At 30.0% G+C, this 15,702-nt stretch carries 18 protein-coding genes; all 18 read left to right on the top strand.

Going from position 1 to position 15,702, the window contains the following annotated elements; translation table 11 throughout:
• The first annotated feature begins 1 nt into the window (after position 1).
• Positions 2-388: a phage holin family protein gene (locus HMPREF1253_RS00565; protein ID WP_023054875.1), complete on the top strand. Its 387-nt coding sequence runs from the start codon at positions 2-4 to the stop codon at positions 386-388.
• Complete coding sequence (locus HMPREF1253_RS00560) at positions 375-692, top strand: phage holin, LLH family (RefSeq protein ID WP_023054855.1); 318 nt, start codon at positions 375-377, stop codon at positions 690-692. The genes HMPREF1253_RS00565 and HMPREF1253_RS00560 overlap by 14 nt, the downstream gene beginning before the upstream one ends.
• A gap of 450 nt (positions 693-1,142) precedes the next feature.
• On the top strand, positions 1,143-2,417 hold the full coding sequence (locus tag HMPREF1253_RS09520; protein ID WP_023054852.1) for a copper amine oxidase N-terminal domain-containing protein: 1,275 nt from the start codon (positions 1,143-1,145) through the stop codon (positions 2,415-2,417).
• Positions 2,418-2,621: 204 nt separating this feature from the next.
• On the top strand, positions 2,622-3,149 hold the full coding sequence (locus HMPREF1253_RS00550; RefSeq protein ID WP_023054823.1) for a hypothetical protein: 528 nt from the start codon (positions 2,622-2,624) through the stop codon (positions 3,147-3,149).
• 364 nt (positions 3,150-3,513) lie between these two features.
• Complete coding sequence (locus HMPREF1253_RS00545; protein WP_023054803.1) at positions 3,514-4,185, top strand: response regulator transcription factor; 672 nt, start codon at positions 3,514-3,516, stop codon at positions 4,183-4,185.
• Positions 4,166-5,497, top strand: a complete 1,332-nt coding sequence (locus HMPREF1253_RS00540; protein WP_023054775.1) for a HAMP domain-containing sensor histidine kinase — start codon at positions 4,166-4,168, stop codon at positions 5,495-5,497. The genes HMPREF1253_RS00545 and HMPREF1253_RS00540 overlap by 20 nt, the downstream gene beginning before the upstream one ends.
• A gap of 26 nt (positions 5,498-5,523) precedes the next feature.
• On the top strand, positions 5,524-6,198 hold the full coding sequence (locus HMPREF1253_RS00535) for a response regulator transcription factor (protein WP_023054841.1): 675 nt from the start codon (positions 5,524-5,526) through the stop codon (positions 6,196-6,198).
• Between the two features lie 85 nt (positions 6,199-6,283).
• The gene (locus HMPREF1253_RS00530) at positions 6,284-7,195 is read left to right on the top strand and encodes an ABC transporter ATP-binding protein (protein ID WP_023054792.1); all 912 of its coding nucleotides are present in this window, start codon (positions 6,284-6,286) and stop codon (positions 7,193-7,195) included.
• Positions 7,192-7,980 (top strand): ABC-2 family transporter protein, encoded by a 789-nt coding sequence (locus HMPREF1253_RS00525; protein WP_023054789.1) that lies wholly within the window; start codon positions 7,192-7,194, stop codon positions 7,978-7,980. The genes HMPREF1253_RS00530 and HMPREF1253_RS00525 overlap by 4 nt, the downstream gene beginning before the upstream one ends.
• A complete protein-coding gene (locus tag HMPREF1253_RS00520; protein WP_023054859.1) occupies positions 7,977-8,753 on the top strand; it encodes an ABC transporter permease in 777 nt (258 codons plus the stop codon). Before HMPREF1253_RS00525 ends, HMPREF1253_RS00520 begins: the two co-directional genes overlap by 4 nt.
• Positions 8,753-9,592: a sensor histidine kinase KdpD gene (locus tag HMPREF1253_RS00515; RefSeq protein ID WP_023054831.1), complete on the top strand. Its 840-nt coding sequence runs from the start codon at positions 8,753-8,755 to the stop codon at positions 9,590-9,592. The genes HMPREF1253_RS00520 and HMPREF1253_RS00515 overlap by 1 nt, the downstream gene beginning before the upstream one ends.
• Positions 9,589-10,299, top strand: a complete 711-nt coding sequence (locus HMPREF1253_RS00510; RefSeq protein WP_023054812.1) for a YwaF family protein — start codon at positions 9,589-9,591, stop codon at positions 10,297-10,299. The genes HMPREF1253_RS00515 and HMPREF1253_RS00510 overlap by 4 nt, the downstream gene beginning before the upstream one ends.
• A gap of 102 nt (positions 10,300-10,401) precedes the next feature.
• Positions 10,402-11,160, top strand: coding sequence for a Fe-S cluster assembly ATPase SufC (sufC, locus tag HMPREF1253_RS00505; protein ID WP_023054804.1), 759 nt, complete (start codon positions 10,402-10,404; stop codon positions 11,158-11,160).
• Positions 11,150-12,562 carry a Fe-S cluster assembly protein SufB gene (gene sufB / locus HMPREF1253_RS00500; RefSeq protein WP_023054822.1) on the top strand — a complete coding sequence of 471 codons (1,413 nt, stop codon included), beginning with the start codon at positions 11,150-11,152 and terminating at the stop codon, positions 12,560-12,562. The genes sufC and sufB overlap by 11 nt, the downstream gene beginning before the upstream one ends.
• 9 nt (positions 12,563-12,571) lie before the next feature.
• A complete protein-coding gene (locus HMPREF1253_RS00495) occupies positions 12,572-13,612 on the top strand; it encodes a SufD family Fe-S cluster assembly protein (protein WP_023054847.1) in 1,041 nt (346 codons plus the stop codon).
• Between the two features lie 7 nt (positions 13,613-13,619).
• Positions 13,620-14,855, top strand: a complete 1,236-nt coding sequence (locus HMPREF1253_RS00490) for an aminotransferase class V-fold PLP-dependent enzyme (RefSeq protein ID WP_023054838.1) — start codon at positions 13,620-13,622, stop codon at positions 14,853-14,855.
• The gene (gene sufU, locus HMPREF1253_RS00485; RefSeq protein ID WP_023054873.1) at positions 14,845-15,300 is read left to right on the top strand and encodes a Fe-S cluster assembly sulfur transfer protein SufU; all 456 of its coding nucleotides are present in this window, start codon (positions 14,845-14,847) and stop codon (positions 15,298-15,300) included. Before HMPREF1253_RS00490 ends, sufU begins: the two co-directional genes overlap by 11 nt.
• A gap of 42 nt (positions 15,301-15,342) precedes the next feature.
• On the top strand, positions 15,343-15,702 hold the full coding sequence (locus HMPREF1253_RS00480) for an Rrf2 family transcriptional regulator (RefSeq protein ID WP_238318860.1): 360 nt from the start codon (positions 15,343-15,345) through the stop codon (positions 15,700-15,702).

Raw genomic sequence — 15,702 nt, 5'->3', positions numbered from 1 at the left:
TATGCAAGATATAATCTTCAGCTTAAAAGAGTATCTTAGCCCTGAATTAGTATTCATGATACCTGTGCTTGTGGTGATAGGAAAAGCTTTAAAGAAGTCAAATAGGATTAATGACAGCCTTATACCAACCATTTTATCTATTGTGGGGATACCTATTGCCTTGATTACAAGCCTTGCAAATCGTATGGATCCTATGAATAAAATTCAGATTATCGTATGGATCCTTATGAGTATTGGCCAGGGAGTTTTTCTTGGAGCTACGGCGGTAGGAGTACATCAATTTTTTAAGCAGCACACAGAGTATAAGAATTTAAAGACTTGGGAAGAAAAAGAAAATCTTATAAAAGAAATTAAAGAATCAATGGAGGTAGAAAATGAACACAAATAATATATTTTATGTGGTTTTATCAGTCGTTAGTATTTTAATCACAGGTGTACTTATACCTTATTTAAAAAGCAAAGGACTGCAAGCAAAAGCAGTAAACATTATGGAAGCGGTAGATATAGCAGTAAAGGCAGCTGAGCAAATATACACTAAGTCAGGCCAAGGGCAATTAAAAAAGCAATATGTCCTGATGCGACTTAACGAACAAGGAATTAAGATAAGCGAAAAAGAACTTGATGACATGATAGAAGCAAGCGTATTGGAACTTAATAGATGGAAAGAAGAACTTAAAAAGCCTGGAGAATGATCCAGGTCTTTTTTTACATTTTCACAGAAAAAAAATAAACCGTCAACAAAAACGGTTTGTTAGGACTTGGCGAGCTAAAGACGAATAAAAGAGGACTGAATGATAGTCCTCTTATTTATTTTTATATATGGTGAAAAATATTTAGTTTTAAAAGCATTTAAAATAATATTCTGAAACAACCCTCTAAGCCTTGTAAATACTCAAAGAGAGCGAACCGTTGGTAACAAGTTGGTAACAAAGTATATCTATAAATAGCCTAAATGCTAATAGTACGAATGACTACGGATCAAAAGGCCGGGGGTTCGAATCCTCTAAGGCGCGCCAATAGCCATAAAATTTTTATGGCTATTTTTTTATTTAAAATTTTAAAAATGATAAAATTAAACAAGAGATTTTTTATTTTAGATATGGTAAAATGAAATTGCAAAAAAACTAAAAAAGGAGATAATAATGAACAAAAGAATATTAAAACTTATCCTCATACCAGTACTTATATTTTCAATAATAGAAAAAACACATGGAGAAGATAATCAACAATTTAAAATTACCGTAAATAAGAATAAAATACAAATGAACCAAAACTCAGGCTATCCATATATAGCAAAGGGAAATAGAACCATGGTACCCCTAAGAGTAGTATCAGAAAACATGGGCTTTAAAGTAGACTGGAAGGGAGAAACTCAAGAAATCACCATGACAAACTCAGGCTTAGGAAGGAATTTAAACCTACAAATAGGAAACACCAAAGCAAGCCTAAATGGAAAAGAAATAAACATAGACCAAACAGGCATAATAGCCCCAATAATAAGAGGTAACAGAACATATGTACCTTTAAGATTCATAGCAGAGAACATGGGATATAAGGTAGATTATAAGAAGGAAAATAATTTACATCAAATAGCAATTTACCTTGCAAGCCAAAGTAATCAAGCAAAAGGAGATTTAAGCGAAGACCAATTATTAAACTTAACCTTTAAGCGTATAAAAGAAAGATATGAAACTTGGGATAGACCAGGTGATAACAGTGCTATTGTAAGTGGAAGGATAGCAAGTAGACCTGTAAAAGGAGAGTATCCCGGTAAGGTTTCTGATAAGTGGGTTGCTCCTCAGTTAATGGTTGCTTACCACGACCCATGGAACAATAGCTCAACAAATAAAGCTTTATATCCTTTTTATTTCGGTTTAGATAATAAAAAAGATTTTACTAATGCTCCTGATGATTGGCAAATGGCTATTGAGCTTATTGACCAAAGATTTGTACCCTATGGGAAAAATATTGATATAAAAAAATTAGGCCATAAAAACATTAAAGACGGAAAGTATGTAAGTTTAAGTAATAAACTGTATGATGGAAATTATGGAGGAACTTATTTAAAAAAATGGGCTAAGGATACTTATGCTATGACTGAGCTTGAAGATTTATTTGTTGGAAGCCCGCAAAATTATAACTTTTTAAAGACAAAGGGTAAGGATGAACTTCTTGCTCCTGCTATGGGTGATTTAATTAGATATAAGTTGACCGTCAGAGAGGGAGAAGAGGAACATGCTTACGAGTTTGATGTAAGGTATATGTTTGGAGTTACGGATAAGACTCTAAATAGAATTACCGACCCAGCCATTAGAAAGGCTATCGAAACTCATTTTAAAGGAAATGGAAATTATTTAAGGGCTGACCAATTAGGCGGTTTGGCAAATGAAATTTTTAATATAAAACAACTTTATTAATATTCATCTTTATTATTTTTCACTTTTTTCTACTTTTTTCACTTTTTTATCTTTTTGTATACCCCCTTATGGGGGTATTTTTTTATTGCAAAAAAACATTTCTTACAATGAATAATTTTAAAAACATATCTCTAATATATAAAGTAAGGATAATCATATTTTTTCATTAATAAGAAAGGAGACAAGGGCAGTTGCCCGAAATTTATGAAATTCAAAAGAATTACAACATTTATACTATCTTTAGTAATGTTAATAGGAATGATTCCTATAGGGTCAGTATTTGCAGGAACAGATCTAACCTATGAAAAAGAATCAGGTGCAAAATGGGACGGCAAAACCGACTGGACCAGACCCTACGATGAAAACATGGGTATAGACCCAAAAACAGGCAAAAACGTTTACACCACAAATCCGGGTGGTCCTGGCTTTGGAGATTCCTACACCTACAGGCAGTGGATGGCTATAATGCTTAACTGGGCTGGAATCAAGTATTTGCCGGAAGAAGAAGGAAAGGGCGTTGACAAAAAGACTGGGGAAACGGCTTTTAGAGAAAGCAGAATTATGTATGACGTTTTGGTTGAGCAGCCCAACGGAGAAGTCAAAGCGTTTTCAGGCTTTGGGTTCAAGGGAAGGCCAATGTATAAACATTTGCTGAATGCAGAAAACAAGGACAAAAAAATAGAGGAGATTGATTGCAGTAAGTTCTTTGGTGTGAAAAAGATTGTGGGGTAAGGAGGGGAGTGTGAGGGGGACCTAGGGGCATTTAGCCCATCGGTCCCCCTCACAAAAAAATATTATATATGGCATTTTTATCCCAAGTACGATAAAAAACATAAAACCCAATGTAGGGTTTATTTATTCGAACAGGTTTCAAAAAAATAAACCCTTGCAAGCCAATGTAGGGACCAATTTATTGGTCCGATCGCCGTAAGGCGAATGATTTGAAACAAAATAAAAAACGAAAAATAAAAAATATAGAAAAAATTTCAATTGAAAATTTTTAAAAATAAAAATGCTTTATGTAGAGCGTAAAAAAGAGAAAATAAAATTCATTTTATTTTCATAAAAATGTGATAATCTAAAATAGGTGATAGATGTGAAGATTTTAGTTGTAGAAGATGAAAAAGATTTAAATAAAATTATAGTAAAGCACCTTTTAAAACAGGATTTCATAGTTGATTATGCCTATAATGGCTTGGAAGCTTTGGATTTTGTTGCATATACAAAGTATGATTTAATTATTTTGGACATTATGATGCCTGAAATGGACGGATTTGAATTTGCAAAAAAAATAAGGGATGAAGAAAATGATACTCCTATACTTTTTTTAACTGCAAAAGATACTATTGAAGATAGGGTTAGGGGTCTTGACTTAGGTGGAGATGATTATTTAATAAAGCCTTTTGATTTTAAGGAGCTTCTTGCGAGAATAAGAGCTATTGTCAGAAGAAAAAATGGGGAAAGTTCAAATATAATAAGGGTTTTTGATTTAATTGTGGATATAAATAAAAAGCAGGTAAAAAGAGGTTCCAAGCTTATAGATTTAACTGCAAAAGAGTACCAAGTTTTAGAGTACCTTTTAAGAAATAAAAATCAAATTCTAACAAGGGAAAATATAAGAGATGGTGTTTGGCCCTATGATTCTTCTGCGGAGTCTAATGTTATAGATGTTTTGATTAAAAATATAAGAAAAAAAATAGATATAGAAAATTCAAATAAGTTGATAACTACAAAAAGAGGACTTGGATATGGAATTTTTGACCAATAAATTAGGGGTGAAATTAAAAAAAATCCCTATTACAAAAAGAATAACTGCCTGGTATTCTTTTTTTATAATAATCTTATTTATAATTTTGCTTACAAGTTCTGTCTTCATTTCAAAAAATATTTTACAGAATAGGGCTGAAAAAAAGTTAAAGAAAACTGTAGAAAGTTTACAAAATAAGAAGGGCAATTTTGAATATTTTGATAATGGGGTATTTTTTCTTTTTTACGATGAGTTTGGAGGAATAAAGGGGATAAAACCAAAAGATTTTGACGCTAACCTTCCTGTGAGCTATTCGGGAATTTCAAAATATATAAGAAAAGACGGATCTTATCTTTATTATGATGTTAAATTAGATGAGAATGGCAGTTTTTTAAGGGGAATTTTGCCTGAAAATATAGTTTTTCATGAGCTAAGTAAGTTCTTTTTATTATTTTTAGTATTAAGCCCTATATTAATTATCTTAATAATATATATAGGCTATAAAATAGCTGATAAATCCTTTAAGCCTATTAGAAATATAACCAATACTGCAAGGGAGATAAAGGAAAAAGGGAATTTGAAAAAAAGAATTTTAATTGGCGAAGGTAAGGATGAGGTTCATGATTTGGCCAGGACTTTTAATGGTATGTTAGATACTATCGAAGAGTCTTTAGACCGAGAAAAAAGGCTTACTATTGACGTTTCCCATGAGCTTAGGACTCCTCTTTCGGTTATAATGAGCGAAAGCGAATATGGCAAAGAATATATAAAAGATGAAGAGGCAAGGGAGTTATTTGAGATAATAAACAAGCAATCGGAAAAGATGAGGGCTTTGATAAATCAAATAATGGAGCTTGATAAGCTTGAAAGAGATTTTAAGGTGGATGATAAAATAGATTTTTCTCAAATGATTTTAAATAATTGTCAAATTTATGAGAGTGCCTACAAGGATATAAAATTTATAATAGATGTGGAAAAAAATTTAAAAGTATCAGGTAATAAAATAATGCTTGAAAGATTATTTGATAATTTAATTTCCAATGCAATAAAATTTAAAAAAACTTATATAGAAATAAGACTTTTCAAGGAAAAAAATAGAGTCATCCTTGAGGTAATAAATGATGGGGAAAAAATTTCTAAGGAAGATTCAAAGAAAATATTTAACAGATTTTATCAAGTTGATTCTTCAAGAAATAAAGATCTTAAAGAGGGTTATGGCCTTGGACTGTCCATAGTTGATAAGATAAGCAAACTCCATGGAGGACAAGTTTCTATGGAAAGTGATGAAGAAAAAACAATCTTTAGATTATCTTTAGAAAGTAAGGAAAATTAAATGTTATAATTAAAAAAGGTGATAAGGTGAAAATTTTAATTATAGAAGACAACATTGATATAAACAATTTGTTAAGGGATATTTTAATTAAGGAAAACTATGAAGTTCGCCAATGTTTTACAGCTATGGAGGCTTTGCTGCAAAAAGATTTGGAAGAATTTGATTTGATGATTTTAGATTTAATGATGCCTGTAAAAAGTGGAGAAGAATTTATAAAAGAAATAAGAGATAAGTCAATTTCTATACCTATAATAGTTATAAGTGCAAAAATAGATGTGGATTCAAGGGTCAATGTATTAAATATAGGGGCAGATGATTTTATAAAAAAGCCCTTTGAAAAGGAAGATGTCCTTGCAAGAATTCAAGCAAATATAAGACGTTATAGAGAATTTTCAAAAATAAATTCATCTTTAAATTATAAAAATTTAAAATATAATAAACAAATGGAAAATTTTACAATAAATGGAAATGAGCTTCAACTTACAAAAACCGAACTCAACATTTTAAAACTTTTTATAGAAAATCAAAACAGGATTTTTACAAAGAAAAATTTGTACGAGGCTGTTTGGCAAGATAATTTTGCAGCTGATGAAGATACTATAAATGTTCACATTTCAAACATTAGAAACAAAATAAAAAAATTTGATTCAGAAGAGTATATAGAAACAGTTTGGGGAATAGGATACAGGCTAAGAAAATAGCCTGTTATTTTTTTAGAAAAACTTTAGAATTCCTTAAGACCTTATTAAATTAAGTGTCTGATAATAGTATCAGGAGGTAATTATTATGATTATAGAAACAAGAAATCTAAATAAAAAATTTGGAAATTTTCAAGCTTTGAAAAATTTGAATTTAAATATTGAAGAAGGGAATATTTATGGTTTGGTAGGTCCCAATGGAGCTGGAAAGTCCACTTTATTAAAAATTCTTGCAGGCCATATAAATAAAAGTGACGGTACCTTAAAAATATTTGAAAAAGAAAGTCAAGAGGACCTTAATAAAGCAAGAAGTCAAATGGGATTTTTAATAGAAAATGCTGCTTTTTATGATTATATGACAGGAAAGCAAAATTTAATTTATATAGCAAAATTAAAAGGCTTGGATCCTAAAAATGAAGATATTTGGGATTTATGTAAAACTTTTAAAATTGATGACAGTTTAAATAAAAAGGTAAAATCCTATTCAACAGGTATGAAACAAAGACTTGGCATGGTTGCAGCAACTATGAATAGACCTAAAATTTTAGTCCTTGATGAGCCTATAAATGGCCTGGATCCTCAAGGTATAGTTGAGCTTAGAAATTTTATAAAAAAAATTAATTTGGAATGGTCCACAAGTATTATAATATCATCTCATATACTATCGGAACTTTCAGTTGTGGCAAATAAATTCGCCTTTATAAAAAAAGGAGAGTTAATTGAAGAAATAAGCCTAGAAAAATTACATGAAAAAAGCAAAAGGTATTATGAACTTGAATTTGAAGATCCTGATTTGAAAAAAGCTTTGCCAATTCTTGAAGAAAATAAGTTTACTGAAGACTATAAAGTAAAAAATGATTCTTTTGTGGAAGTTTATAATGAAGTGGACATAAAAAAATTACAGGAACTTCTTGGAAAAAACGGAATATTTTTAAAATCTTATAAAAAAAATGAAGGTAATCTTGAAGATTACTATGTAAACTTAATGGAGGAAAAATGAAAAATTTTATAAAAGCTGAGTTTTATAAAATAAAAAATAAAAAAAGTATTTGGATTTGGCTTATTTTTGTTCCTTTAATAATTTTAGTTCTATTTTTACAAATGAAGGGGGCAAATTCTTCTAACTTAAAAGATTTAAGTGTTGAAACTAACACATATCCATATATGCTTCCTTGGGTTTTGCTTTTAGTGGGAATATCGCCTCTTTTCACAATTTTTGTGGGACTTACAGTTCTGTCAGGAGAATTTAGAGAAGGGGGAAAGGTAAGGCAAGTTGAAGCAGGCTACTCAACAAACAAAACCTATTTGGCAAGATATTTTTTAATAATACTTATAGGATGCCTTTATATATTATTTTTGCTTTTAATTTTCAGCTTGGGAAATTTGCTCTTGGGCTTTAATTTTAGGCAAGTTTTAGTATTTTTTACAACTTTATTTAAAATCTTTACCCTTGGAGTATTTCCACTTTTTGCCTTGGGAGCCTTTATACAAATGGCTTTATATTTAAGCAGAAGCGAGATAGCAACTGTGTTTGCATGGCTATTTTTTACATTTTTTTATAAAGCCATAGAGGGAATTTTAAACAACTTAAATATAAATATTTTTTCAAAAATAAGCCAATATTTTCCTACAGAATTAATTGTAGATATTTTAGCAAAAATAGGAATAAATAATTTTGAGATAGATTCAAAAACTTATGTAAGAGTTATTTTAGTATCATTAATATGGATTATTTTATTTAATTTAATAGGAATGACATTTTTTAAAAGGAGGAGATTTCAATGAAAAACTATTTAAAGGGCGAATTTTATAGATTAGGGAAGGATAAATCAAACTACTTTTTATTTATTTTACCTCTTATTATTTTGCTCTTAGGAATTTTTGTAAATATAAAAATTTTACCTGAAGATTATGTGGGAACGGAAAGAACGGTAAATTCTTTAGTTTTGTCTTTTGCTTTAGCAATGACAATTTTAGTGGCAAATCCTTCCTTTGGCAGAGAATTTAAAGAGGGGGGACTTAAGAGGGGATTTGAATCAGGAATAAGCCCTAGGGAAATATACCTTTCTAAGATAATAGTTACTAGTATATACGGGATTATAAGTGCAGCATATGCTTTTCTTATTTTATTTATAGTCCTTGCCCTTAAAATGGAAAATATAGGAGGAGCTTTTGAAATAATAAAAAGTTCTTCCCTACATTTACTTTTAGAAATGCCCATTCTTTTTTCTGCAATTGCCCTTATAATGGCTCTAAACTGTTTGATAAAAAAAGAAGTAGTAACAGTTTTTATTTGGCTTTTTGCTATTAGCAATTTAAACTTTGTTGCTCGACTTTTAAATTATTTATTTAAAACCGATTTTTTCCTTGAGCTTAATAAAATTTCCTTTCAAAAACTGATAGGAGCTATACCTATAGGTAATGAAATTTTTCAAAATATAAAATTTTTAAATTTTGAAATAAATAATATTTTGTTTATTTTCACTGTAAGTCTTGTTTATTTCATTATTTTTCATATAATTGGATTTACAAAATTAAAAAATAAAAGGTTGGAATAATGAGCTTATTATTTCTTTTTATAATAGTAATTTTAATTTCATATATTATTTATCAAAAAAAGATAATAAAAAATTTTAAAGATAATTTTTTTTCGATTTTAAAAAATAGGTCTGTAAGCAAAGTGCCTTTATCAGGCAACGGTGATTTAGACTCTGTTAATGAAGAATTAAATAGCATTGTTCTTGAAAATCAAAAATTAAGGGTTGAAATTGAAAATCTTAATAAAAAACATAAAGAAATACTTGCAAATTTAAGCCATGATTTAAGAACTCCTCTTACATCTATTTTAGGCTACTTAGATTTAATAGATGATAAAGAAAATTCTTATTTAAAAACTGTAAAAGAAAAAAGTCAGTTTTTATCTAAACTTATAGAGCGTTTTTACGAGTATTCTCTTGCCAGCATAAATGAAAATTTGGACTTTGAATTAATAGATCTCTATGAACTTTTAGCTCAAGCACTCTTATTTTACTATGATGACTTTAATAAGAAAAATATAGAAGTGGAATTTTGCATGGAGGAAAATGTAAAAATATTAAGCGATTTAAAATCTTTAAAAAGTGTAGTTTTCAATGCTCTTGATAATATGTTAAAATATTCAAAGAGTCATTCAAAGATAGAATATAATAAAGAAAAGAAATCTTTATATTTTATAAATGACACTGATTTAAAAGACGGAGATTACGATTATTTATTTGGCAGATCTGTTGTCATTGAAAAATCAAGAAATTCTACTGGACTAGGCCTTGCAATTATAAAGGAATATTTAACCAAAATAAATGCAAGGGGAAAAATATATGTAAAGGATAAAAATTTTATTTTAGAAATAAATTTATGAGAAATTTTTGGGATTTAAATTATGGAGAAGCCGGATTTGAATTTTATGGAGTATATCATTTTACATGTGTACTTCTTATTATTTTTTTCGGAATACTTTTTTACAAACCATGGAAAAAAAGTAAAACTTTTAGAAAAATACTTGCAGTAACACCTATTACTTTGGAAATTTTAAGGCTTATAGCTGTGCTTTTAACGGGACATTATGACAGCTCATATTTGCCCTTTCATCTTTGCCTTTTCGGGGCAGAATTTATAGCGGTAGATGCTTTTATAAATAAGAGATTTATAAAATCCTGTCTATTTTTTCTATTTATGCCTGCAGCCTTTTTAAGTTTGTTTACGCCAGGCTGGACAGAAGTTAATAAATTATCTTATGTTGCAATTTCTTCTTGGATTATTCATGGGATAAATACTTTTTATCCTCTATACATTGTTATTTCAAAAGAATATGTGCCTAAGTTTAAGGAAATTTTATATCCGCTTATATTTTTAATAGGGATTTTACCTGTAATAAAATTTTTAAATAAAGTTTTCGATGCCAACTATTTTTATATAAGAGATCCCTATCCAGGATCTTTCTTGGAAATAATAAAAAATGTGTTTCCAAATTATATAATGGGTTTATATTTAGTAACATTTCTTGTAATGATAATGGTTTTTTTGATTTACAAGAGTGTGATTAAAGTCACAAATAAGAAAAATTAGAGCTTTTAAAAGCTCTTTTTTTTTATTTTTTTGAATGACTTTTTTTTCAAAATCTGTTATAATATAATTCATAGTAAATTTGTAGGATATATAGGAGGAAAAATGAAAGAAGAACTTTTAAAAATAGAAAATCTAAGTGCAGGCACTGAAGATAAATTAATTCTAAAAAATATAAATTTAAGTATAAATTATGGAGAAGTCCATGTAATTATGGGACCTAATGGAAGCGGTAAAACTACCCTTGCTAATCTTATAATGGCAAATCCAAAATACATTGTTAAAGATGGCGACATAAAAATGGACGGTAAGAGCATAATGGATCTTACTACAGATAAGAGGGCTAAAGAAGGCCTATTTATGAGTTTTCAATCTCCAATGGCAGTTTCAGGTATAAGTGTTGAAAACTTTATAAGAACTGCTATACAAGAAAGAAGTGAGGAAAATATTTCTTTTGTTAAGTTCAGAAAAAAATTATATGCTGAAATGGATGAACTTAAAATGGATCATTCTTATGCTGAGAGATATTTAAATTTAGGATTTTCAGGAGGAGAAAAGAAGAAAAATGAAATTCTTCAACTTTTAATGATAAACCCTAAACTTGCTATTCTTGATGAAACTGATTCAGGACTTGATGTTGATGCTACAAGGATAGTATCAAAGGGAATAGAGAGATTTCATAATAAGGACAATGGAGTTTTGATTATAACTCACCACCAAGAACTTGTTAGAAATGTAGTACCTGATTTTGTCCATGTTATAATTGATGGACGAATTGTTAAGACAGGAGATGCAAGTCTTGTTGAAAAAATTGAAAGAGATGGATTTAACTGGATAAGAGAAGAGGTAGAACTTGGTAAATAAAAAGAAAACTGAAATTGATGAAATGGATAGGGGTATCTATGACATCAAGAATAAATTTGAATATAGATCAAAAACTGAAAAAGGAATTTCAGAAGAAATTGTAAGACAAATTTCTAAAGAAAAAAATGAACCGGATTGGATGCTTGAAAAAAGACTTGAGGCTTTAAAAATATTTAACCAAAAGTCAAATCCTTCTTGGGGACCGGATATAAGTGAAGTTGATATGGATAAGGTTACAACTTATATAAGACCTAAGGCGGATATGAGTGATGACTGGAAAGAGGTTCCTGAAGATATAAGAAATACTTTTGACAAATTGGGAATACCTGAAGCTGAAAAAGAATCTCTTTTATCAGGGGTTGGAGCTCAATATGACAGTGAAGTTGTATATCACAGTATTCAAAAGCATCTTTTGGAACAAGGGGTTATTTATACGGACTTTGAAAGTGCCGTAAAAAAATATCCCAAAATTATTAAAGAGTATTTTGGAACTTGCATAAGACCAACTCTTCACAAATATGCAGCTCTTCACTATGCTGTATGGAGTGGAGGAAGCTTTGTATATGTGCCTAAGGGGGTAAAAGTTGATATACCTCTTCAATCTTATTTTAGGTTGAATGCACCAGGAGCAGGTCAATTTGAGCATACTTTAATAATTATTGAAGAAGATTCCTATTGTCACTTTATTGAAGGCTGTTCAGCACCTAAATATAATGTATTGAATCTTCATGCAGGGGCTGTGGAACTTTTTGTTAAGAAAAATGCAACTTTAAGATACTCAACTATTGAAAATTGGTCAAGAAATATGTACAACCTAAATACTAAAAGGGCAATAGTAGAAGAAAATGGGCTTATTCAATGGATAAGTGGTTCTTTTGGTTCAAAGGTAAGTATGCTATATCCTTGCTCTGTTCTAAAAGGAGAAAGGGCTAGCAGTGAATATACTGGCATTTCATTTGCAGGACCAGGACAAAATATAGATACAGGGGCTCAGGCAATTCACCTTGCTCCCCACACAACATCTACAGTAAATTCAAAGTCCATATCAAAGGGCGGAGGAATTGCAGTTTATAGGGGACTTGTAAAGATAAGTGAAAAGGCAAAAGATTCTAAGAGCAGTGTTTCCTGTGAGTCATTGATGCTTGATAGCAAGTCACGTTCAGATACTATTCCTGTAATAGATATAAAAACTAAGAATGTAGATTTCGGTCATGAAGCTAAGATTGGAAGAATTTCTGATGAAGTAATTTTCTATTTAATGAGTAGAGGAATTAGCGAATTGGAGGCTAAATCCATGGTTGTAAGAGGATTTGCAGAACCTGTAGCAAAAGAACTCCCTATGGAATATGCAGTTGAAATGAACAATCTTATTAACCTTGAACTTGAAGGCGCTATTGGATAAGGAGGCCCTATGAAAACACTTTATGGAAATGAACTTACTTTTAAAACTTTCAACTATTTAAAAGTAAATGAAACTGAAATAAAAATTCCTGATGTTTTCAAACAAGATTTCACTTTGCCTTCAGACAGGAAAGAAGAAATAAAAGAATTTGAAAACATTAAATATGCAACATCTGAACAAGCTATTGAAATAAATAAGGAAATAGGAAATTTATATAAGATATTTAAAACAAAAGACAAGGAACAAAAAGATTTTGGAATTTTAAATTTAGAGACTGATGACACTCATACAGAGCTTTTAGATACTATTGATGTAGTTGCTGAAAAAAATTCTGAACTTAGATTAGTTTTAGATTACAGTTCAAAAGGACAAAAAGAAAAATTTAGAAATTCTATAATAAGAATCCTTGCAAAAGAAAATTCAAAAGTGGATTTGTTTTTAATCCAAGGGGATGACGACAAAACCATAGCCAGTGAATCAATTTTAGTTTATACAAAAGAAGATTCTCTTGTAAATGTTTGTCAATATGAACTGGGAAGTAAAAATTTATACACAAATCTAACAGGAGAGCTAATTGGAGATAGAAGTTCCTTAAATGTAAATTCAATTTACTTTGGATACAAAGATCACAATTTAGATCTTTTATACAATGTTTACCACAGGGGAAAAGAAACTAAGGCTGAGATTTTAGTAAATGGAGCTTTAAAAGATAATTCTTTGAAAGTATTTAAGTCAAATCTTGATTTTAAAGAAGGATCCTCTGCATCTGTGGGAAATGAAGAAGAATATGCAATTTTATTAAGTGATGATGTAACAAATATATCAGTTCCCTTGCTCTTATGCCATGAGGATAATGTTATAGGTAATCACGCTGCCTCAGCAGGAAAAATTGATTCTGAAATATTATTTTATATAATGTCCAGGGGAATATCTAAAATAGATGCTGAATCCCTTATAATAGAATCAAAATTTTCAGGTTCTATTGACCAAATAGAAGAAGAAAAATTAAAAGAAAAGATTTGGGACAGAGTTTATAAGGTAATTAAGTAGGTGGAATATGGAAAAAAATGAAATTTTAGAAATTAGAAAAGATTTTCCCTACCTCTCTATAAATGGAGGCTCAATTGTATATTTTGACAATGCAGCCACAACTCAAAAGCCAAGACAAGTGATTGAAAGATTAGAAAAATATTATTTTTACGAAAATGGAAATCCTCATAGGGGAGCTCACTATTTGGCAATGAAGGCAACGGAAGTTTATGAAGAAGCAAGAGCCTATATAGGAAAATTTTTAAATGCAAGATCTTCAAATGAAATTGTCTTTGTGAGAAATGCAACGGAAGGCTTAAATCTTCTAACTTATTCTTATGGAAATGAAGAACTTCATGAAGGAGATGAAATTCTTATTTCAATCCTTGAACACCATTCAAATGAAGTAACCTGGCAAGAAGTTGCAAAAAAAACAGGGGCAAAACTTGTATATTTAAAAGTTGATGAAAATATGCAAATAAGCAGTGAAGAATTTAAAAATAAAATTAATGAAAATACTAAAATATTTTCTATAACTGCAGCATCTAATGTGGTTGGCACAATGCCTGATATTGAAGGAATGATTTCCTATATTAGAAAAAATTATCCTAATACTAAAATAATTTTAGATTGTGCCCAATATATTCCACACAGAAAAATAGATGTTCAAAAAACTGATTGTGATTTTTTAGTTTTTTCAGGTCATAAATTGTGTTCTCCCATGGGAATAGGAGTTTTATACGGAAAAGAAGAACTTCTAAATAAGTTAAAACCCTTCCAATATGGGGGAGATATGATTGAGTATGTCTATGAAGATTATGCAAGTTATTTAAAAAGTCCCCAAAGATTTGAAGCCGGCACGCAAAATGTAGGAGGAGCAGTATCTTTACAAGGTGCTATTGAATATATGGAAAATATAGGTTTTGATAAAATTTTGGAACAGGAAACAATTCTTACAGATTATGCCTATGAAAAAATGATAAAAATCCCCTATATTGATGTCTACACAACTAATAATAAAAGGAGAAGTCCTGTTATAAGTTTTAACTTTAAAAATGCTCATCCTCATGATGTGGCATCTATAATTGATACAAGAGGAATAGCTATAAGAAGTGGACATCACTGCGCCCAACCTCTTCACAGGTCTCTTGGAATAAATTTTTCCTGCAGGGCAAGTTTTGCTTTTTATAATACAATAGAAGAAGTTGACAAATTTATAGAAAGCTTATCTTATGTAAAAGAGGTGATGGGAATTGAATCTTAATGAAATTTATACACAACTTATATTGGAACAATCGAGAAATCAAAGAAACAGAAGGGAACTTGAAAATTATACTCATAAAGAACTTGGACACAACCCCAGTTGTGGTGATGAGATAACCCTTATGCTTAGAATAAAAGATAAAACAATTGAAGATGCTTCTTATATAGGACAAGGTTGTGCCATAAGCCAAGCTTCAACCTCAATAATGATTGATGAAATAAAAAAAATAAAAGTTGAAAAAGCCCTTGAAATGTGTAAAAAATTTATAGCCATGGTAAAGGGACAAATAAAAGATGAAGACGAGCTGGAAGAATTAGGAGATGCAATTGCTTTTGAAAGTATTCAAAATCTTCCTGCAAGGGTAAAGTGCGCAGTTCTTCCATGGTACACCTTAATGAATATTATTGAAGAAGGAAAAACTCAAGGAAGTTTTAAATCTGAATGAGGTGATTTTTTGAAATTGTCCACCAAGGGAAGGTATGGTCTTATGGCAATGTACAGACTTATGGAAAATTATGGCAAGGGACCTGTTTCCATAAGAGATATAGCAAATTCTGAAAATTTATCCGAGGCATACCTTGAACAACTTTTTATTTTATTAAAAAAAGCAAAATTAATTGAATCAAAGAGAGGGGCAAATGGAGGATATATTCTTTCAAAAGCTCCAGATCAAATAAAAATCGGTCAAATTATAAATGCTCTTGAAGGAGATATGGAATTAAGCTGCTGCACAAAAGATACTAAATGTCCAAAGCAAGTGGAATGTCCTACAAAAGATATTTTAAATGAGGTCCAAATAAAAATTCAAAATGTATTGGATTCAATGACTTTAAAGGATATGATGTAA

It is taken from the genome of Peptoniphilus sp. BV3C26, assembly GCF_000478985.1.
Taxonomy (GTDB): domain Bacteria; phylum Bacillota; class Clostridia; order Tissierellales; family Peptoniphilaceae; genus Peptoniphilus_B; species Peptoniphilus_B koenoeneniae.
The sequence above is the reverse complement of the archived record's forward strand: the minus strand, read 5'-3'. Positions and strand labels throughout refer to the sequence as shown.